Consider the following 21,664-nt stretch of genomic DNA (forward strand, 5'->3'; position numbering starts at 1 on the left):
CAAATAACCTGAAATTAATTTCAGGTTATGCTTGACTTTTGTTAGCAGGTTTTTGCGGGAAAATTTTCCTGATTTTCTTTATACAGTGAATTTGATGTGATATAATTGTTACGGAAATTACTTAGGGGGTTTTTATGGGAGAATATAACATTTTCGATATTTTGGGGCCTGTGATGATTGGACCTTCTAGCTCTCACACGGCAGGAGCTTGCAGAATTGCCAAGACTGCCCTTATGATTGCTGGAAATAAATTCAAGAAAGTCGAGTTCGACCTTCACGGTTCGTTCGCAAAGACCTACAAAGGCCACGGAACTGACAGAGCGTTGTTGGCAGGGGTTTTGGGAATTGAGCCTGACGATATTAGACTTAGAAATTCATTCGAGATTGCAAAAGAACGTGGGCTTGATTATGTTTTTAGAGAAGCTGACTTGGGGGATGTTCATCCAAATACCGCAAAAATCACTTTTACATACGAGGATGGAAGAACTATGTATATAATCGGTTCATCAATAGGTGGCGGAAATATCGAAATTATAGATATAAACGGAATAGCTGTTCAATTTACTGGAAGCTATCCGACTATTTTGTTGAAATACGTCGATGTCAGAGGAATAATTTCATTCATCTCAACAGAACTTGCTCACAGAGGCTACAACATTGAAGGAATGAAAACTTTGAATCACGACGGAATTGTAACTTTGATTGTCGAGTTGGATAAAAACATCGGTGAAGATTTGTCTGAAAATCTGCTTAAGGACAAAAGATTTTTGTTCACAAAATATATTCAGCGAAATTAAGGAGAGTTTATGTTTGACACATCATTAGAAATAATTAACACTTGCAAAAAAGACAATCGAGATTTTTATGAATACGTTGTTGAAATAGAAAACAAAAGAACGGGAAAAACCGAAGAATTTATCAGAAGTGAACTCAGTCATATGCTAGATGTGATGGAAAAATCTGCGACGGATTTCTTGGAAGCACCTTCAGTGACTAATCAGCATATGATAGACGGATTTGCATACAAAATGCACAAGTACGCACAAAAAGGCGATTCAATCGTGGGAGAATTTAACGCAGAAGCGATGGCGATGGCTTTTTCAACATTGGAAATCAGTGCGGCGATGGGAAAAATCGTGGCGAGCCCTACCGCAGGTTCAGCGGGAATACTTCCAGCGGCTCTTATGAGTTTCAAAAAAAGATACAACTTGTCGAGAAAACAACTTGTAGATGCGATGCTTACAGCCGTTGGAGTGGGACAATTGCTCGGAAAATATGCGACATTTTCGGGAGCAGACGGAGGTTGCCAAGCAGAGACAGGCTCAGCAGCAGCGATGGCAGCAGGAGCGATGGTCTTCTTGCGAGGAGGAAGCGTGGAGCAAATTTTTCACGCGGGTTCATTCGCAATCTTGCATGTGCTTGGACTTGTGTGCGACCCAATCGCAGGACTTGTAGAATACCCTTGCACATTTAGAAACGCAATGGGAGTGACTAACGCTATGATAAGTGCGGATATGGCACTTGCAGGCGTGACAAGCATAGTTCCGTTTGAAGAAGTTTGCCAATCGATGAGAAAAGTCGGCAAAACTCTCCCACCTTCATTGAGAGAAACAGGATTAGGCGGCGTTGCAGGAACTAAAACAGGACAAGAAATCAGAAGAAGATTTCTGGGCTCATGCAATATGAACAACGACCAATACGAATAAAAAATTATCCACAGGATTTTAAAATCTTGTGGATTTTTTATTGCAAATAAATTTAAAAAATTATTTTTTGTTCACGCTCTTAGCAATCAAAATCGCCAACACAAACGACAATGCGATTTCAAAAGGCATATTCGTCGCCACAAGCCCGCCTAAAAAATACTGAGCCTTGATGTGAATGACCTCCTCGATTTGTTTTGAATGAAAAACATAGGCCATTCCCAAAACGCCAACCGTGTTCATAACACTTCCCAAGATTGCTGGAACGCCGTAGCGAATAACATCGTTTTTTGTTTTCAACTTATTGTAAACTTGATAAGTCACGACAGCTATCAAAACCCTCGGAAGAATTGACACCAACGGATTGTAAAACATAAACGAAAGAATTGTCGGCGAAATAATATTATTAATCAACGAAAACAAACCGAACAACAAACCAACGAACAAACTCACCCAAGGACCGCAAACCAAAGCCGCAATAATCGTCGGAATATGTAAAGTAGTGATTCTAACCGGGCCAATAGGAATCATTCCAAGAGGAGTAAGTCCGAGGACAATCGTCAACGCACCGAAAACTCCAATCTTTGTCAAATCTTTAGTAGTTAATTTCATTTTTTCCTCCTGACTAAATTTTATTTAATTATACCATTTTTCACAGAGATTTAAAAAACGCGACGATTTATAAAAAATATCAATAAATAAATCCTACAACTTTGGTAACAAATTTATTATAATAAAATACGTATGAAAATAGGAGGTATGCCAAAAATGAAAAAAATATTAGGAGTTCTTCTCACGGCGAGTATGGTAATGACAAGCGTCACACCGACAATCGCACAAGAACAAAATAAAATAACAACCGAAAGAATCAATGGAAATAATCGATACGAAACATCGGCGCAAATAAGCCGACAAACATTTCCGAACACAGCAAAAACGGTTGTAATAGCAAACGGAGAAAACTTCGCAGACAGTTTAGTCGCAGGAAGCTTGGCAAACAAAGAAAACGCACCAGTATTGCTAACTCAAAAAGAAAAATTGCCACAATCAATCAAAAATGAAATAAAAAGACTAAACCCAGAAAAAATAATTGTAGTCGGCGGCAAAGAATCAGTAAACATAAAAGAACTAGAAAATGCAACAAGAATATCGGGAAATGACAGATACCAAACATCGGTAGAAGTTATGAAAAAAATAGACCCTAATTCAAAAGTAATCATAGCCAGCGGATTAAACTTCGCAGACTGTCTGTGTTCAACGCCACTAGCGACAAAAGAAAATTTGCCGATAATACTTACGGACGGACACAATCTCCCACAAGAAATAACAAAAGATAAAGTCGCGCTAATCATAGGAGGAAGAAACTCTGTAAACATCAAAGGATTGGAAAACACAAAAAGAATAGCAGGAGCTGACCGATACGAAACGGCATTGCTAATAGCCAAGGAATATGGAAACTTGAACAAATTTATCTTAGCAGATGGAAGAAACTATCCTGATGCATTATCTGTAAGTCCATTGGCACACAAAAACGACGAGCCAATTCTATTAACAGAGCCAAATCGCACAGATTTTATCAGAAAAATAGTAAAAGAAAACAACACAAAACAAATCACAGTAGTTGGTGGAGAACAATCCGTAGCAGCAGAACAAGTCGGAAAAATAGTTGGACAAATAGAAAAAGATAAAACAGAAGATAAGAAAGAAGAAACAAAACCACAAGACAAACCAACTATAACGCCAAGTGCACCAACAGTTCCAAGCACACCAAGCAAACCAGAAGAAAAACCTGGCGAAACAAAGCCAGAAGACAAGCCGGGTGAAACAAAGCCAGAGGAAAAACCTGGCGAAACAAAGCCAGAAGACAAGCCGGGTGAAACAAAGCCAGAGGAAAAACCTGGCGAAACAAAGCCAGAAGACAAGCCAGGTGAAACAAAACCGGAGGAAAAACCTGGCGAAACAAAACCGGAGGACAAAATTGTTGAGTTTGGCGATGCAAAACTAAAAGCAAAACTTCTTAACCTATTTAAAAATTACGATGGCAAAGACGTGTTTGACAATGATATGCAAGAATACGACTTCAAGTTGTTGGATAAGAACTACCGAATAGACAAAAACGCAACAGATTTGACAGTAAAAGATATGGAACAACTTCAATCTTTTGCACATAGAGGAGTGGATGACAACTTCGATGTACTAGAATTTGGAAGCATCAAAGGATTGGAAACGGCTACAAACTTGGAAACACTCACACTCAGTGGAAATCCAGATGATTCATCAAAGTCATTCCAAGATATTACGCCATTAAAAAAACTCAAAAAATTAAAATTATTGAGATTGTCACACAATGCAATAAAAGATGTAAGTCCATTAAAAGACTTGACAGGATTGGAAAAGTTATACATTTCTCACAATCAAATAGAAAATGTAGCTGATTTGAACAATTTAAAAAATTTAAAAAATTTGGATATTTCTGTCAACAAAATCAAGGATATTTCGTCATTAAAAGATTTAGTTCAGGTTGAAAATTTGGACATTAGGAACAACGAAATATCTGACACCACTGTAATTGGAAATTACAAAAAACTAAATTGGTTGATGGCAAATGCAAACAAAATCGAAAACATATCCTCACTAAAAAACAACAAAGAATTAAAGTATTTGAATTTAGAAGAAAATCTCATAAAAGATGTATCTTCAATTTCTGAGCTAACAAAATTGGAATCATTGGATTTGAAAAATAACAGAATTGACAATATTGATTTTTCAAAATTGACAAACTTAACAGAACTCTATTTGGGTCACAACTTTATTTCTGATATTAGTTCGCTTTCAAATTCTAAGAAAATAACAGACTTAGATTTGTCTAGCAATACTTTTAAATCATTAGACGCACTAAAAGAGTTGAAGGATATCTTGTATTTAAATATTGGAAATAATCAGTTTAAAGATTTGTCTCCTATCAAAAATATGTCAAAATTGAGCCAATTGGACATTCATTCTACGGGAATAACAGACATAAAAGTTTTAAAGGAACTCAAAGATTTGACAGATGTCAAAGTAGGAGAAACTTGGATTAATGATTTAGAAGCACTAAACAATGAAAAAATATTTTCTGCTGAAGCCAATAAGTTGTCTACAAGCATTAAAGGGCTCAAAATTGTCGACAACAAAGTAGAATTTGACAATCCCTTCAAAAATTTAAACAAAGTTTTCAAAAAGTTCAAGTCAATCAAAGCAGATAATAAAGCAATCAAGGCAGAAGTTACAGAAAACAATAAAATAATACTAACTATTCCTGAAAATATTAAGAAAGAAGACTTGGATGTTATCAGATTGAATTATTCGTTTGAAAGTAATTCATTGACAGAACCTGTTTATGAGTACAAGATTGAAGTTTCTGACTTACAACAAACTAAACCATCACCTGAAGAAGAAAAAATATCGATGATTCAAAATTTAAGTGATGAAAAGTTAGCTGCAAAGGATGCTATTGCTAAGATAAGGGTTGGTGGTATAATCAACAATATTCCTAGTGGCAAATTTATAGTAAAATTGGTCGATGAAGATGGAAAAGAAAGTTATCCTGAAATTGAAGTTACTGGTAAGCAATCAAGAGCTGTCAGAATTATAAATATCAAGCTTCCAGAAAATACAACTGATAAGGAAAAAACATACGAAATATTTGCTTCATCAACCGGAAAGAAGGAAAATTTCAAAAAAGCAGATTTTAAGCTAAAACAAGATAAATCTTCGGGAACACCAGAAGTTGAAAAAACTTTCAAGATTAATTCGAGCAATCAGGACGTTGTAATAACAGTAAATGGCGAAGAAAAATCACAAGCTAAAAAAGGCGACGTTGTTGTAGTAAAGGCAAAGTCTGGAAAAGAAATATCGATGTTTTATGCAAGTGGATCGAATGAACAAGGAGTTTCAATGAAAGTCAACTTCAAACAAAAAGGAGATTCTTATCAATTCACAATGCCAGAAAGCGACTGTACTTTGAATGTCTCAACAAAAGATAAAAAAGTTGCAGTGGAAAATATTCAAGGACTCATATTACAAACTTCGGACAAAGTATCAAAGGATTCTTCTACTGCGAAAGTTCAAGTAATGGGTAGTTTGAGTGGAATTACAAATGATAAATTTGTCGTAAAACTTGTCGACAACAATGGTAATGAAACATTCCCTAAGGTAGATGTTTCAGGTGATGTAAACAATACTATGAGAACTGTTTCGTTTGAAATTCCTAAAAATACAACAACAAAAGAAAAAGAATACACGGTTTATTTGTCATCAACAGGCTCTAAAACTGATTTTGCAAAAGTAACTGTAAAAATAACACAGGAAAAATCGGATACAGAAGAACAAATTCCTGAAGGAATATTTGAGTTATCACTAGAAACTCCAGGAAAATCAGAAAAACTAGATGCTGCAGGTGGAAAAGTTGTTCTAAAAGTTATGGGTAATTTTAAAAATGTTTCCGACGATAAATTCGTAGTCAGATTGATTGATGCTAAAAGAAACGAAATTTTCCCACAAGTTGCAGTTAGGGGGAAAGGTGGAAGCAGAACTTTGGAATTTGAAGCACCTAAAAATGACGAATCTACAGAAAAAACTTACACAGTTTATGCAACTTCAACTGGCTCGCACACAAAATTCTTCAGTGATTCAGTAGAATTAAAACAAAATGCGGCTGAAAACACAAAAACAACTATCGAAAAAATCAATGTTCTTACGCCAATACTAAAAAAATCAGAAAAGCTAAGAGCTAATATAATCGGCGAAAATGTAAATCCCGATAATTTGGATGTTTTATTTTACAGACTTCAAGATGGAAAATTTGTTAAAGAAAATCTAAGGTCAACATTTGAAAAGTCAGGTAAATTTGTGCAAATTGTCGCAGATAATCCAACCGTAGAAAAAGGCAGTGAAGAAAATGCGTTCAAAGTTGTAGTCAGAGATAAAAAAGACCATTCAAAATCAAAAAAAGCGTTCTTCAGAGTAAAACACAAAGGGGATAAAGCTAACTATGAGGCAATACTTCCAAGTTATGTTAACGCGTCAAAAGACGGAAAAATAATCGAAGTTGGTTTTAATGAAGAAATCGAAGAAATATTTGATGGAAGCATTAAAGCAGGGATAAGTATTGACAAAAATGCCGATGGAAAATTTGATGACTTGGGCAAATTAGATAGCGTTGAGGTGGCAGATAAGAAATTCACTGTAATTCTTCAACAACCGTTGGATGTACAAAGTCTTGGCACTAAAACAGCCACAATAAAAATAAATCAAGGTGTATTTAGGAAAAAAGGCACTGAAAACTTGAACAGAGTTGTTGACAATATTATCAATATTGGAGAGCCAATCGTCCGCCAAGCTACAATCCAAGGCGACAAGGTCATCACCAACAAAAACAGAACGGTCACTATCAAAGTGAATGGAATGAATTTGTCAAGGGATGCAAAAGCAAAAGCTGTAATGCAAACAAAACTTTCACAAGAAGGGAAACAGCCAGAAGTTAAAGGAACAATTTTTGGGGCTGGCGATGAACAAACTATAACATTCGAACTTCCAGAAAACGAAACTAATAGAACTGTATCGTACGAAATTTTGTACAAACAAGGGAAATACGGAAAATTCGAAAAATTACCTGGAAATAATCCAAAATCCAGAGCAAATTCAATCGTGATTTCTTTGGTCGCAAACGGAGGAGATGTAAATGCTTCTACGTTATCATTTATGAAAATTCAAACTTATGGAGCAACATCTACAGAAGCTGGAAAAGTTCCAGATATAACTTACGGAGTGACGCCGAAAATTCAAGAATCCAAGAAGACATTTACTCATGTTTACGGAACTAATTTAGAAGCGAAGAAAACAAGAATAAAAATCACAGACGAACGAGGAGTTGAATGGTACATCGTAAACCAACCTTCATTAGGAGCTGCGGCATTTAAGATGGTAGTCCCTGCATTGATTGGGATTGATGGCGATGGCAATTATCAAACTATGGAAATAATTGGACCTAATACTTTGATTGGCGACCACACATTCACATACAAAGTTGCAGTAGATGGCAAAAAATACGATGATAATGTCACAGTTTCAGTTAAAATTCCAGCAAGTGGTAAAACAGATTCAGGAAAATTCGACTTAGATAAACAAGAAACTACATTGAAGATAAATTATGTCGATGAAGACGGCAAAAAAATTAAAGAATCTACAACAAAAAAATCATACAGTTTCTTTGAAGAATGTGCAGCAGGAATTTATCCGGAATCTATTAAAGATTACCGACCTGTTAAAATAATTTGCAAAAAAGACGGAAAAATTATCAATCTTCCAGGAGACAAAGACTATACAGATTACAGAAATCTTCAAACATTACTGAGAGTAAATCAAATTGGAGAAAATCCTGAATACACTATAGTTTATGAAAAAACCGGTTCGATAGTAGTATCTAAAAATAATTAAAAAATATCACACACAAAGCTTTCTTGATTTTCAAGAGAGCTTTTGTTTGTTCACGGGTTGAAAAATTAAAACAACACACAAAATTTTGCCGGTCAAAATTGAGCAACTCGAAAATTTTAAAAAAATTTTTTTAAATTCGGCAAATTGCTCACGCAATTAGGCAATGGTGTGCGAATATGTTATAATATTTTATATATGAGCATAAATTAAGAATGACTGATGGAGGTTATTTTGGAAGTTATAAAGGTAAAAAAAAGTTTAAATTTAAAGGGCGAGGTCAAGATTGATGGTGCCAAAAATTCAGCACTTCCTATTATAGCTGCTTCTATTTTGGGAACTGAGCCGATTATTTTGGAAGATGTTCCTAAGTTGAAGGATGTTTCTATTATATTAAAAGTTTTAGAAAAATTGGGTTCAAAGGTAACTTATTTGGACAAGAATAAGGTTGAGATAGATAGTAGCAATGTTAACAATTTTGTAACGCCACATGAATTGATGAACAAGATGAGGGCGTCTTTTTTGGTGATGGGTCCTTTGTTGACGAGACTTGGTCAAACGAAGACTTATTTGCCAGGAGGTTGTGCTATTGGGTCGAGGCCTGTTGATTTGCATTTGAAAGGCTTCAAGGCGTTGGGAGCGGAGATTGTATCTACTGACGAAAAGATTGAGGCGAAGGCTGAAAATGGTTTGGTCGGTGGGGAAATTTATTTGGATTTTCCTAGTGTTGGTGCTACTCAAAATATTATGATGGCGGCTACGATGGCAAAGGGCGAAACTGTTATCGAGAATGCTGCGAAGGAACCAGAAATCGTTGATTTGGCAAGTTTTTTGAATAAATTGGGAGCAAAGGTTCGTGGCGCTGGTACTTCTACAATTAGAATTGTCGGCGTTGACAAATTACACGGTGCGAAGCACACGATTATTCCGGATAGGATTGAGGCTGCGACTTTTATGGTTGCGAGCGCTATTACAAAGGGAGATGTCACAGTTAGAAATTGTATTTCTTCCCATATTATGCCGATTATTGCGAAGTTGAGAGAGGTTGGCTGTACTGTGATTGAAAATGAAGATGAGGATTCTATCAGAGTTATCGCGACGAGTAGGCTCAAGGGAACGAAGATTAAGACGCTTCCGTATCCTGGATTTCCTACGGATGTTCAGGCACAATTTATGGCTTTGATGACTGTGTGCGAGGGACAAAGCAGTGTCGAGGAGACTGTTTTTGAAAATAGATTTATGCACGTCGAGCAACTTCAGAAAATGGGAGCTGCTATTGCGACTGAGGGAAATGAAGCCAGCATTGCAGGAGTGGACTGCCTTCACGGTGCGACTGTGCGCTCTACTGATTTGAGAGCGGGTGCTGCTCTTATCTTGGCGGGGCTTGTTGCAGATGGTGATACAATTGTGACTGATATTCATCACATCGATCGTGGTTACGATGATATAGTGCATAAGTTTAAGAATTTGGGAGCAAATATAGAGCGAATTGAAATAGACGAGTAATAAAATTGATATGGTGAGGGATTGTTATTTTATTGAACAACCCTCTTTTTTGTAGGTGAGTGTATGAAGTTTAGTGCGACGGTGAAACATATTATTTTCGAAAATGACTCCAACGGTTTCAGGATTTTTTCGTGTGACAAGGATGGCGAGGATATTATCGTAAAGGGCAATAGTTTTAAAATTATGCCAGGAGATTTTCTCGATATCGAAGCGAATAAGGTTCTGGACAGAAAATACGGCGAGCAATACAATATCGTAACAGTTGAAAGGTCAAATAAGCCGAGTCTGTACAATATTTTCAACTACCTTAAAAGCGGTTTGATTAAGGGAATTGGAGAGACAACTGCGAGAAATATCGTCGATAAGTTTGGCGAGGACACGATGGATATTTTGAAAAACAGTCCATCTAAGTTGACGGAGGTCAAGGGAATCGGCAAGAAAAATTACAAGAAAATCAAAGAATCACTCGATGAGAAGAAGGATTATGCGGAGATTTTTTTGTATTTGCAGTCGTTGGGATTAAGTCTTCATCAGTCGAATATTATTTCCGATTATTACAAGGAGGACACGAAGAAAATCATCACACAAAATCCTTACGTTTTGATTGATGACATCAGAGGGATTGGTTTTAAGACGGCGGATATCATCGCTCAGAGGATTGATATCGCACCGGATTCTCCATTTAGAATCAAAGCTGCATTCAAATATTATATGGAGATGGAGGCAAATTCCAACGGCAATTGTTATGTTCTGGAAGATGATTTGATAAATGGAATTGAAAAGCTGTTGAATATTGAGTTTGAAAACAAATCGGACACTTTGGAGATGTTGGTTGTGAATGGAGTTATCGCCATTGACCACACCGACGATGAAAAGCGTGTGTACCTTCCGAAAATCGAGAAATCGGAGATGAGATGCGCACTCAACATTTCCAATATTTTGAAGACGGAGATCGAAGATGAGTTTGACGTGGAGGGTGAATTGTCGAACTTGAAAAATTCTGGGCTGGATGAGTTGCAACTAGAAGCGATAAAAAAATCGATGACGGAAAAAATGCTGATAATAACTGGTGGGCCAGGTACTGGTAAGACGACAATAATCAACAATATTACGAAAATTTTTAAGAAAAATGACAAGGAGATTATCTTGGCGGCTCCGACGGGTCGTGCTGCGAAGAGGTTGTCCGAAAGTTGCAACGAAGAAGCGAAGACTATTCACAGAATTCTAGGCTACATACCTGTGAATGACGGGATGGTTTTTGAGCACGACGAGGACAATCCAATTGACTGCGATTTGATTATCATCGATGAGGCGAGTATGATGGATATTTTCATCGCAGACAGTCTGTTTCGCGCGCTGGATTCTACGACAAGAGTTGTGTTCGTAGGAGATTGTGACCAACTTCCGAGCGTTCAGGCGGGAAATGTGTTGAATGATTTGATTGAATCGGGAAATATTGTGACTATTAAGTTGAAGAAGATTTTCCGCCAAGCACAAAACTCGAACATAATCGTCAATGCGCACAGGATTAACAACGGGGAATTTCCTATCTTGAACGAGAAAAACAAGGATTTTTTCTTCATCGAGGAGGACAATCCCGAAAATGTAAAAAAAACCATTTTGGATTTGTGCGCCCAAAGGCTTCCCAATTTCTACAAAAAAGATGAGTTTGACGATATTATCGTTTTGACGCCGATGAAAAAATCGAGCTGTGGAACAAAGGAATTGAACACGGCGCTGCAGGAAGTTTTAAATCCCCAGACACCAGCGACGGATGAAATTGAGCAGGCGGACAGGATTTTCAGGCTCAACGACAAGGTTATGCAGATAAAGAATGACTACTCGAAGGAATTTATTGATGATGACTCGACGGGAGTATTCAATGGAGATATCGGCAGAATCACTTATGTAGACCCGATTGACGAGTCGATTGATGTGCTGTTTGACGACAAAACAGCGAGTTTTACGAAAAAAGAATGTGACGGATTGACGCTGTCTTATGCGATTACGATTCACAAATCACAGGGAAGCGAGTTTCCAATCGTTGTAATTCCGGTGACACAGGCTCCATTTATGTTGTTGACGAGAAATCTCTTGTACACAGCGATAACAAGGGCGAAGGAGATTGTCGTTTTGGTCGGAAGCTTGAAAATTTTAAGGCAGATGATTTCAAACAACAAAATAATGAAAAGAAATTCGGGGTTGGACAAGAGAATCAGGGAATATATGAATGTTCATGTAGATTCGAGTGAGCAAGATATGATGAGAGAGATGTTCGAAGATGAGGAATTTTAGTTTTTTATTTCAAAAACGCTGCATCAATTGTCACGTCAACGCACAATACGAGTATATGCTGTGCGAGGATTGCCTAGACAAACTCGTGTTCGTCGACGGCTACCGTGACATTGACGATTCTGAATGTTATTTTTCGTTGATGTATCAGAAATTGGCGAAGAAATTGATTTACGATTACAAGCTCAACAAAAAAGAAGTTATAAAATACGTCCTGAGCGATATTTTAATCGACAAAATAAAAGAAAAAAACCTCTCTGACTACACGCTTGTCATAGTTCCATCTACACGAAAGACGATTGCAAACAGAGGATTCGACCACGTTCACGAAATCGCACGAGAAATCAGCGAACAAAATAATATGGACTATCTCGAAGGTGCGATAAAAAAAACAAGAGAAACCAAAATACAGCACAACCTGTCACAAATGCAAAGATATCAAAATCTAAAAGGGGCATTTGCAATCGAGACTGATTTGTCGGACAAAAAAATCCTAGTCGTCGACGATATCGTCACGACCAAGAACACTTTATGTGAAATCAAGAGGACGTTGAACGGGAAATATCTCGACTTGAAATTCATAGCAGTGGCAAGCAGGGCGAACGAAAAATACAAAATGTGCGACAGTGTATTTGATTTATAAAAAAACACATCAGGATTAATTTCCCGATGTGTTTTTCTCGTTAAACTTCTTTTCGTGATAGTCTATATCTTCCAACAGCGTTTTAAAAATCTCGTTAAAAGAAGGATTATATTGTTGCAAAGTCGACTTGTTCAAAACTTCCCTCGCCTTTTGAAACTGATGGTCTTCAACGTAAGCTATCGCCAAGTTAAAGTAGTACAGGCTTTTTGAGTAGTCTGTTTTGGGTTTATCCTTGATTTTTTTGAAATTTTGGAAAAGTTTATCCAAATTTCCATCTTTTTCGTAACTTGCCATAAAAAACTTGATTTCTCGTGCGATTTGTCTGTCGAGAATCATATTCTTGAGCACGACTAAAATGAAAATTGCTAACAAAATCGCTGTGACAATCAAAAAAGTGAACGATAATATTGTAAAAACTCTCGTTATTCCCGAAATTTTTCTCGTGAAATATATTGCCAGGGATTCCACCAAAAACGTAAGAATAAAAAGAATTGTGAATTTTGTTTTTGTTAATTTAATTCTCATATAAACCTCCGTACGTTAAATATATCGTATTTTGGTGTATTTTACAAGTAAATTCGTGTAAATTTATGTGAATTGGAGTTTTAAATTTGCAAAATGATTTAAAATATCATTGTAAAAATTGATTTATTGTGGTATATTATTTAATGAAAATTTTATTTAATGGAGGAAAATATTATGGATTTACCCGGTGAGCCGAGCTCATTGATTATTTTTTCGATAATTGCAATTGTTGCAGTGGGATACTTTATGTATATGAATGGAGTTGGATATTTTAGGAGTATGTCAGCTATGTGGTTTTATCAAACTCAGGGGATTTTTGAAGACAATATTCACGCAAGTTTGAAAAAAACCAGCGGAAAAGCGACTAAGGTGTTCAGAATTAAAAAAAGTGGATTCTACGATTTTAACTTGAACAGCGAATTAGACAGTGGCAACGTGACAGTTAGCCTGATTGATTCTTTGGGAAACAAAGTGTTCGAGTTGAACAAGATGAACGGATTTTCTTCTGATTATCTGAACGAATCTGAGAAATATCGACTTGTTTTTAGCTACAACAAAGCTAGTGGTAAGTTTGAACTTTCATGGAAATAGATTGGGGAATGAAGTGCTCCCTTGTTAAATTTAACTAAAACGCAAAGATTTTGCTGATGACTTCTGTTTTACGCAGATTTCATCAGCTTTTTTATTTTCAAAAGGAGGAATTATGTTAAAAAGTATAGCATTTATTATTATTTTGTCGCTGATTTTGGGGAAAATTTTCAAAAAAATAAATTTGCCACCGATATTGGCATTTCTAATCGTGGGAATAACGCTTGGGCCATTTGCGTTTAATTTGATTGACAAAAAAATTCTGGATATTTCATCTGAACTAAGAACAATTGCATTGGTAATAATCTTGACTCGTGCGGGGCTGTCACTTGACATCGACGATTTGAAAAAAATCGGACGACCAGCGGTGTTAATGTGTTTCGTGCCGGCGGTTTTTGAAATGTGCGCTGTGGGACTCTTAGCTCCGATTTTTCTGAAGGTGGATGTGTTGGACGCGTTTATAATCGGCTCGATAATCGCTGCGGTGTCTCCAGCAGTTGTCGTTCCACGAATGATACGACTAATTGAGGAAGGCTACGGAGATGAACACAAAATCCCGCAACTTATCTTGGCGGGAAGTAGCTGCGACGATGTTTTCTGCATAGTTGTGTTCACGTCGTTGGTGGCATTGGCCAAGACAGGAAACATAAATGTGCTAAAATTCTTTTCGGTTCCTATTTCGATTTTGGTCGGAATAGTAGTAGGAGTTGGAATTGGGATTGTGTTTGTGAAATTTTTCAGAAAATTTCATATGCGTGACACTGTGAAAGTGTTGATAATTCTGAGTGTGTCATTTTTGCTGTTGGAATTGGAAAAAATATCACCCGTTCCATTTTCGGGACTCATCGCGATAATGACGTTGTCCATGGTTATGAAGAAGATTTACGAAGATTTGGCAGAAAGATTATCAGAAAAATACAACAAATTGTGGGTTGGCGCAGAAATATTCTTGTTCGTCTTAGTCGGAGCGACTGTAAATGTAAAATATGCGATAAATTCTGGAATTATGGTTGTTGTGTTGGTGATTTGCGCCTTGTTTATTAGAATGGTTGGTGTGTACGCATCCATTTTGAAAACAAAACTAACTCCAAAAGAAAGACTGTTTTGTATGGTAGCCTACACTCCAAAGGCAACTGTGCAAGCAGCCATCGGTGCAATTCCGTTGTCGATGGGATTGAAAGTAGGGGATATGGCATTGACTGTAGCGGTTATTTCTATCTTGATTACTGCACCATTTGGAGCGATAATGGTGGATAATTTGTATAAGAAATTGTTAACAAAATAAAAATTAAAAAACTAGAATAATTGGCGTTTGTAGCCAATTTATTCTAGTTTTTGTTTAACAATTCGATTTGTTTTATTTTCAAAAATTTATTATCATTCTTTAGTTCTTTTTCATCTACATTTATTTTAATCCTGTCAGATTGTTTTAAATCATCAAATTTTATAATCTTTGGCTGATTTGATGAATTAAATTCTACTATTTTGCCATCTTTTTCTAAATGTTTGCAGTCAATTTTTGACTCTTGTTGAATAATTTTCCTGCCGCCTTCAGCGCCTATAATTGTAAGTATTTTGTCGGTTCTATTAACGTCTATTATCTCACATTCTACTCCCAACTGTACTATATTTTCTTCTTTTTTAGTTGTATGAATGAAGTAAAAGAAATATATTAATAGGCAAATTATCAATACGAATATCATTATTTTTTTCATTAAAACACCTCCGATATATAATTAATTCACTAAATCATTTATTTGATTAAATCATATCAAAATAAAAAATAATGTCAACATAAAAATGTTAAGATTTGTCAAATGAGATTTATTTGTAAAAATTAGTGGTATAATCTAATTAAACATACGGGGTGATTTATGAGGAAGAAATTGGCAGGAGCAGGGATTTTTTTGCTGATGATTTTATGCGTTGTCTGTGCATCTAAAATAATCAACAAAAATAAATTCGACAAATTAAATTTAAAATCTGATTGTATTTACGTTTACTCAATCGATGATGAGAAGGAAATTTTCTCCAAAAATCCAGACAAGAAAGTATATCCTGCTTCATTGACCAAGATGATGACGGTATTAACAGCGGTTGAGAACATCGACGATTTCGACAAAAAAGCTCCGATAGATAAGAAAAGCTACCAAAAACTTGTAAAACAAAACGCTTCAATGGCAGGTTTTTATGGTAATGAGCCCACTACTTTTGAGGATTTGTTGTATGGAACAATGCTTGCGTCAGCTGGAGAATGTGCGGATAGTTTGGCTATTAATGTAGCTGGTTCCAAGGGAAAATTTGTGGATTTGATGAATGAAAATGCAAAGAATATGGGATTGAATAATACGAATTTCAAAAATTCTGAGGGAATGGATGAGGATGATCATTATTCGAGTGCAAAAGACATGGCGATTTTGTTGAAAAATTCGTTGAAGAATGAAAAATTCTACAAGATTTTCACGACAGATAAGTACACTTCCACTAAAACTTTGGATCATCCAAAAGGAATTGAAATCGAAAGTACAGTTCTTGGAAGATTGAAAGATTACGAGCAAGATGGCTTCAAAATTATTGGTGGCAAAAGTGGCACGACCGAAAAAGCTGGACTTTGCTGGGCGACTTTGGCGATTAAAAACAACAAAAAATACATCGTCGTTGTAATGGGCGTTCCTTTTGATGACATAAGAAATCCCGGAGATGGACAGATACAAGATACATTGGAAATTTTGCAAAATTTATAAGGAGATTATATGGCGATTTTAGAATTGACATTGGTTCCAATCGGAACACAAACTACAAGTTTATCAAAATATGTGGCAAAGGCATACGATAATGTGAGAAACAAAGAAAATATAAAAGTTGAACTAAACCCGATGGGAACTGTGATAGAAGGAGACATCGACGAACTGTTGAAGGCCGTTCGTGATATGCAAGAAGCTGTATTCAATGAAGGCGTCGACAGAGTTTACTCTGTGATTAAAATTGACGATAGAAGAGACAAAAAAGCATCGTTTGAGCAAAAAATAAATTCCGTGAAAGAGAGATTAAAATAATGAAAAAGAAAACTGTAAAGCTGTACAATTTGATATTTCCGGTGTGGGCTCTGTGGCTATTTCCAATAACGTGGATTGCGATTGTGCCGGCAAATATTTTGGTGGATTTTTTGGTGAGCTTGTTGGCTCTGAAATTAATCAAAGTCCAAAAACCGATGGATGTTATCAAAAAATCGCTAGCAAAGACAGTTGTACTTGGGTTTGTGGCTGACATAATCCCTACGGCTGTTTTGATGACGATATCATTCGGAATTAATGAAACCAGAAACAGTTTTTCGAAATGGTTCTACAACAATATTTCAATTCCGGTATTGAATGATTATTACGAAACGCCTTGGGGAATTTTGGTGATGGTTATGGCAGTGATATTCGCGGGATTTTTGGTGTATTATTTCAACCGCAGATTTTCGTTCAGAAACACCGATTTGACGGAATCTCAAATCAAAAAAGTGTCAATGATATTGGCAATAATAACAGCGCCATACTTGTTTTTGTTACCTACAGGTTTGTTTTACAATTTATTAAACTGATATTTAAAATTCCAATAAAAAAACTGTGTGAAGTTGACTTCACACAGTTTTCGTTTTTATAGATTATTTTTGTGAACCAGTTTCAACAGGAGTTGTTGCGTTTGGTTTGTCAGTAGAATTGTTTTTAACTTTTTCTACGATAATTGTACCACCGTCAATTATTTTTTCTCCGTTTTCACCAATTGTATAGTATGAGTTTTGCAAATCTTTGAACACTTGTGCTCCTATTGCATTAACACCACCGAATACTTTGATGTTAGATAATTCGTTGTTATCTCTTAAGTAAGAAATGATAGAACCATCAATTGATTTAGCAGAAGACAACAAGATTGGAGCGTCCAATTTTTGACTTACTGGAGCTGCAACCAAAGCGTCTGCGAAGTTTTCGCCACTAGCTACAAGAGCAGTTTTTAATTTGCTTCCGTAAACTTCTTTAGCTACTTTCAAAGAACCTTGGTATCTGTTAGAACCAGAAATTCTGTTGACAAGAGCGATTGAAGACAATTCTTCTTCTACTTTTGGAGTTATTGTTTTTTCTCCACCGATGATTGTGATTCTAGTTACATTCAATGATTTCAAAACTTTTAATGTGTCAGCAGGAATGCTGTTTTTTTGAACTAACATTACAGGAGCGTTAACTTTGTTTGCATAGCTTACTCCGTACAATGCGTCAACGTAGATTTCCCCACTTGCGATGACAACTTCATTTGTCTTTTTAACATTGTCTTGGATTGTTTGAGCGTTAGTCTTGTATCTGTCAGCACCCGTGATTCTAACAACTTTGCAGTTTGTAGCTGATTTTACTGCACTAACAACAGATTCAGATACAGATTTTTCTCCACCCAAAACATAAACATTTTCAACGCCCATTGATTTTAATTGGTTCAAAGTATCAGAACTGATGTTGTTTGATTCAGAGAATAAAACTGGCATAGTTCCCTTGCTCAATACAGTTGCACTCAAAGCATCTGGGAAAGCTAATTGATTAACTAAAATAGCTGATTTTGCTGAAGTAAATTGGTCCTTAGCAACATTAACAGCCGTTTCAACTCTGCTAGTTCCAGAATATCTTTCCACATTCAACTTGGAAGCAAATGATACTGTTGGTAAAACCAATGATGTAGCAAGAGCTGCTACTAATAATTTTTTCTTTAAATTCATTACATATCTCCTTTACTAAATTTATATTTTAATTATATCACATTTTTTCTCGTATGGAGTTTGTGACAATAAAATGTTGAAATTTGTCGTTGCGATTTTTTTAAAATAAAAAAAACACACAACTCATTCAAAATGAATTATGTGTCAAAATACAAGAGCCTTATTTATTTTTTCGATTATTTCGTCAGTATTTGTGTTGTGATATCCATAAAAATCAGCATGGATGTTTTTCTCGTCAAATAATTTTTTCAATTGCTCCATAAAAATTCCGTTGTCATTATTTTTTGTCGAATCGACACAATGAGCAATATCTTCCATAAAAGAAAAATCATCGACAGAGCTTTCGTATTTGAAATTTTGCCCAACAGAACAACTAGAAGACCTATCTATTCCAATAACTCCCAAGAAATTCACGCCGTCATCAATGTATTCGCAGATTTCATCGACAATCGGCTTCAAAATCGTGCGACACTTGTTTGTGAAAAAGCAATCGCCGATTTCTCCCTCGAAATTTTCATTAGAAGATGGAGTTTGCTTTTCGTCCTCTGGACAAGGAAGTTGAAAAATCCCCACATTCATTTTCATTAAATTTTTAATCAAACTCAAATTGTCTTTTATTTCAGGATTGTTGTTGACGGATAATTTGTTCAACAGACAATGCGTTATCAAAATTATATTTTTATATTCTTGCATATTAACCTCTGTGAAATAATTATAGCATATTTTAATAGCCATCAAAATGTATGGTATAATTAATACAATAGTGAGCAGGAGGACATATATGAAACTTGTAATAAAAAATTTGACAAAAAAATACGACGACAAATTGGTACTCGATGAAGTAAATTACGAATTCAAAGAAGGAGTCATCACTTCTGTTTTGGGTAGAAATGGAGCCGGAAAGACAACTCTGTTCAACGTCTTATACGATGAGATAGATTTTGATTCGGGAGAATTTTATTTGGAAAATGAAGGCGTAACTGAAAAATTAAAAAAAGAAGACATAGGAATGCTTTTTTCGGAAAATTTCTTGCCGGAATTTCTCACAGGATATGAATACATTAAATTCTATCGTGACATCAATTCACCAAACGATATAAAAACGGTTGAAGATTATATGGAAATGATGGAATTTTCCAAAAAAGATCAAAACAGACTCATCAAAGATTATTCACACGGAATGAAAAGCAAAATTTCTTTGATTACGTTGTTCATTTCCAGACCGAAAGTTTTGCTATTGGACGAACCATTGACAAGCTTGGATGTTGTAATCAGCACGCAAATCAAAAAATTACTTATGGAATTGCAATCACAAGGAAGAATTATTGTCTTGTCTACACATATGTTGGACTTGGCAAAACAATTGAGCGAAGAAATCGTGCTACTTCATCACAAGAAATTACAAAAATTGGATTTGGACAAGAACGATGAGAAATTTGATGCAGAACTCTACGATATTTTAAAGGATGAGTCCGATGAGTAATTATCTTAGCACTTATTTGAAACTTGTCATGAAGATGAGGCTCAATCAGACAATGTATCAGCTTCGCAAACTCCTAATTTTCAAGAAGATTATTCCTGCGGATATTTACGGAAATGACGTGTTGAGCTTTGGCTATTCTGCATTTTTCTACATTTCAGATGTAATCAAAACATTGTTTCTCAAAATCTTGTACTGTGCAGGAATTTACGGCATTGCAACTATCGCAACTGCGAAGATTTTCAAAGGAACAATCCAAGAAAATATATTATTATCGTTGTTTTACATCTCGGCTGTAATTGGAAGCATGATTTCAGAATTTACGTACGTAAGTTTCGATAACGAGGATTCGATTTGTGTCAAAGCCTTGAAACTTGACGCAAAGAGATACACGATTTTGCAGGATTATTTGTCGGATATTAGCTTTGCAATCTCTGGAATAGTATTTGCGATATTTTTCGCTATATTTGACATCAATCCAATGAATGCAATGAATATCACTGTGTTCTGCCTTGGATTTAGAAAATTAATCAAATACATCAACATCTTGGTGTACTCTACAACAAGAAAAAAACATTTAACCGAAAACTACTTCTGCATGTGGGCGATTTTGCTATTGGGAATGGGACTTTTGGTGTTGTACAGCACGAAATCCAAAATCTTCGTAGACATATTCTATTCAACCTATGCGCTAATTTTCGGGGTTGTTGCATACATTATGGGCGCTGTTTTGATTTCAAAAACCGACAAAATCAGACACATCGCTAGAATTGAAATCACCAATAAATCCATAATCGACCGCGACAACACATTCAAAGATATCAACACAATCGCATACCAAATCGACGATGAAAAAATCGCACAAGAAAACGTGGGAATTTACGATAATTACAACGGGATTGAATACATCAACAAATTATTCCGCTACAGATTCAAACACAAATACCACAAAATGATATTAATTCGTTCGGGGATAATCTTGGCTGTTGGTGTAATTGGATTTATCGTATTAAGAGGGCTCACAATCAATCCGAAACCAAGTGAATTGAAAATATTAGTGTCAGTATTTCCGATAATCTTGTTGTATTTCGGAATACAAATAGCAATTCCAGAATCATTGGATAGATTTATTTTCTTGAATATGGACAGATATTTGATGAAACAAATGATTTACGCCAATAAACAAACCATAAAAGACACATTAAATTTTAGAATAAAACAAAACCTAAAAGACAACGCACCTACATTTGGATTGGTGTTATTATTGATAATAAGTTGGATATTCGCCGCAAAATTAAACACAACAGATTTGATAATAAAAGCCGCAGTCGCAGTCATCATAATCTACTTGTATCAATCAGTAAAACAACTCTACATGTACATGCTACTTCAACCATTCACAGTGGGACTCAAAAGCAAAAACATCGTCTACTCAATATTAAACACTTTTGAATCATTATTGTTCTGGGCGATAATATTCTTGCAAATAAAATTGAATTTCAACATAGGATTAGTAGCATTGGCAATCTGCATGATTTATACAGTTGTGGGATATTTCTTGGTGTTGGCAAAAGGAAATAGGACATTTAATTTGAGGAAAAGTTAAAAATAGAATAAATAATTAAAAAAACAAGCCGAAAGGCTTGTTTTTCCATTTTGGTTAGATTATAACTTGCTTTTTTGTTGTCTTTATTACTTACACATTA

The 21,664-nt window shown here is 35.7% G+C and carries 18 protein-coding genes and 1 riboswitch; of the genes, 13 read left to right on the forward strand and 5 right to left on the reverse strand.

Annotated elements, in window-relative coordinates; genetic code table 11:
• The first annotated feature begins 134 nt into the window (after positions 1-134).
• Positions 135-797 carry an L-serine ammonia-lyase, iron-sulfur-dependent subunit beta gene (gene sdaAB / locus Q0X02_RS04600; protein ID WP_297812250.1) on the forward strand — a complete coding sequence of 221 codons (663 nt, stop codon included), beginning with the start codon at positions 135-137 and terminating at the stop codon, positions 795-797.
• Positions 798-806: 9 nt separating this feature from the next.
• Entirely contained in the window at positions 807-1,706 is a 900-nt protein-coding gene (gene sdaAA / locus Q0X02_RS04605) for an L-serine ammonia-lyase, iron-sulfur-dependent, subunit alpha (protein WP_297812253.1), read from the forward strand.
• Between the two features lie 60 nt (positions 1,707-1,766).
• Here sdaAA and Q0X02_RS04610 read toward each other — a convergent pair whose 3' ends face one another.
• A complete protein-coding gene (locus tag Q0X02_RS04610) occupies positions 1,767-2,315 on the reverse strand; it encodes an ECF transporter S component (protein WP_297812256.1) in 549 nt (182 codons plus the stop codon).
• Positions 2,316-2,471: 156 nt separating this feature from the next.
• Here Q0X02_RS04610 and Q0X02_RS04615 point away from each other — a divergent pair, with 156 nt between their 5' ends.
• The 4 genes from Q0X02_RS04615 (at position 2,472) to Q0X02_RS04630 (ending at position 12,618) form a co-directional block, all read left to right on the forward strand.
• Positions 2,472-8,180 carry a cell wall-binding repeat-containing protein gene (locus tag Q0X02_RS04615; RefSeq protein WP_297812261.1) on the forward strand — a complete coding sequence of 1,903 codons (5,709 nt, stop codon included), beginning with the start codon at positions 2,472-2,474 and terminating at the stop codon, positions 8,178-8,180.
• Positions 8,181-8,411: 231 nt separating this feature from the next.
• Positions 8,412-9,683, forward strand: a complete 1,272-nt coding sequence (murA, locus tag Q0X02_RS04620) for a UDP-N-acetylglucosamine 1-carboxyvinyltransferase (protein WP_297812264.1) — start codon at positions 8,412-8,414, stop codon at positions 9,681-9,683.
• Positions 9,684-9,746: 63 nt separating this feature from the next.
• The gene (locus Q0X02_RS04625; protein ID WP_297812267.1) at positions 9,747-11,978 is read left to right on the forward strand and encodes an ATP-dependent RecD-like DNA helicase; all 2,232 of its coding nucleotides are present in this window, start codon (positions 9,747-9,749) and stop codon (positions 11,976-11,978) included.
• A gap of 55 nt (positions 11,979-12,033) precedes the next feature.
• The gene (locus Q0X02_RS04630; RefSeq protein ID WP_297812269.1) at positions 12,034-12,618 is read left to right on the forward strand and encodes a ComF family protein; all 585 of its coding nucleotides are present in this window, start codon (positions 12,034-12,036) and stop codon (positions 12,616-12,618) included.
• A gap of 15 nt (positions 12,619-12,633) precedes the next feature.
• On the opposite strand, the gene Q0X02_RS04635 is transcribed toward Q0X02_RS04630, so the two are convergent.
• Complete coding sequence (locus tag Q0X02_RS04635) at positions 12,634-13,143, reverse strand: hypothetical protein (protein WP_297812272.1); 510 nt, start codon at positions 13,141-13,143, stop codon at positions 12,634-12,636.
• A gap of 174 nt (positions 13,144-13,317) precedes the next feature.
• Here Q0X02_RS04635 and Q0X02_RS04640 point away from each other — a divergent pair, with 174 nt between their 5' ends.
• Together Q0X02_RS04640 and Q0X02_RS04645 are read left to right on the forward strand one after the other, a co-directional pair.
• A complete protein-coding gene (locus Q0X02_RS04640; RefSeq protein ID WP_297812277.1) occupies positions 13,318-13,734 on the forward strand; it encodes a hypothetical protein in 417 nt (138 codons plus the stop codon).
• A riboswitch (Fluoride riboswitch) is annotated at positions 13,730-13,807 on the forward strand. It overlaps the preceding gene by 5 nt.
• Before the next feature lie 39 nt (positions 13,808-13,846).
• A complete protein-coding gene (locus Q0X02_RS04645; RefSeq protein WP_297812282.1) occupies positions 13,847-15,016 on the forward strand; it encodes a sodium:proton antiporter in 1,170 nt (389 codons plus the stop codon).
• Between the two features lie 43 nt (positions 15,017-15,059).
• Here the strand turns inward: Q0X02_RS04645 and Q0X02_RS04650 are convergent, their stop codons facing one another.
• Positions 15,060-15,446, reverse strand: a complete 387-nt coding sequence (locus Q0X02_RS04650) for a hypothetical protein (RefSeq protein ID WP_297812285.1) — start codon at positions 15,444-15,446, stop codon at positions 15,060-15,062.
• 159 nt (positions 15,447-15,605) lie between these two features.
• Between Q0X02_RS04650 and Q0X02_RS04655 the strand changes: the two genes are divergently transcribed.
• The 3 genes from Q0X02_RS04655 to Q0X02_RS04665 are packed head-to-tail and all read left to right on the forward strand — an operon-like array spanning position 15,606 to position 17,317.
• Complete coding sequence (locus Q0X02_RS04655; protein WP_297812289.1) at positions 15,606-16,475, forward strand: D-alanyl-D-alanine carboxypeptidase family protein; 870 nt, start codon at positions 15,606-15,608, stop codon at positions 16,473-16,475.
• A gap of 9 nt (positions 16,476-16,484) precedes the next feature.
• Positions 16,485-16,787: an MTH1187 family thiamine-binding protein gene (locus Q0X02_RS04660; protein WP_297812291.1), complete on the forward strand. Its 303-nt coding sequence runs from the start codon at positions 16,485-16,487 to the stop codon at positions 16,785-16,787.
• Positions 16,787-17,317 carry a hypothetical protein gene (locus tag Q0X02_RS04665; RefSeq protein WP_297812294.1) on the forward strand — a complete coding sequence of 177 codons (531 nt, stop codon included), beginning with the start codon at positions 16,787-16,789 and terminating at the stop codon, positions 17,315-17,317. Before Q0X02_RS04660 ends, Q0X02_RS04665 begins: the two co-directional genes overlap by 1 nt.
• A 63-nt stretch (positions 17,318-17,380) precedes the next feature.
• Here the strand turns inward: Q0X02_RS04665 and Q0X02_RS04670 are convergent, their stop codons facing one another.
• Together Q0X02_RS04670 and Q0X02_RS04675 are read right to left on the reverse strand one after the other, a co-directional pair.
• Positions 17,381-18,478 carry a cell wall-binding repeat-containing protein gene (locus tag Q0X02_RS04670; protein ID WP_297812297.1) on the reverse strand — a complete coding sequence of 366 codons (1,098 nt, stop codon included), beginning with the start codon at positions 18,476-18,478 and terminating at the stop codon, positions 17,381-17,383.
• A gap of 144 nt (positions 18,479-18,622) precedes the next feature.
• Positions 18,623-19,171 (reverse strand): hypothetical protein, encoded by a 549-nt coding sequence (locus Q0X02_RS04675; protein ID WP_297812300.1) that lies wholly within the window; start codon positions 19,169-19,171, stop codon positions 18,623-18,625.
• A gap of 88 nt (positions 19,172-19,259) precedes the next feature.
• Here Q0X02_RS04675 and Q0X02_RS04680 point away from each other — a divergent pair, with 88 nt between their 5' ends.
• Together Q0X02_RS04680 and Q0X02_RS04685 are read left to right on the forward strand one after the other, a co-directional pair.
• Positions 19,260-19,961 carry an ATP-binding cassette domain-containing protein gene (locus Q0X02_RS04680; protein WP_297812303.1) on the forward strand — a complete coding sequence of 234 codons (702 nt, stop codon included), beginning with the start codon at positions 19,260-19,262 and terminating at the stop codon, positions 19,959-19,961.
• A complete protein-coding gene (locus tag Q0X02_RS04685) occupies positions 19,954-21,564 on the forward strand; it encodes a hypothetical protein (protein WP_297812306.1) in 1,611 nt (536 codons plus the stop codon). Before Q0X02_RS04680 ends, Q0X02_RS04685 begins: the two co-directional genes overlap by 8 nt.
• The last annotated feature ends 100 nt before the right edge of the window (positions 21,565-21,664 follow it).

Origin of the sequence: uncultured Finegoldia sp. (assembly GCF_947252345.1) — a bacterium.
In the GTDB taxonomy this organism is placed as follows: Bacteria; Bacillota; Clostridia; order Tissierellales; family Peptoniphilaceae; genus Finegoldia.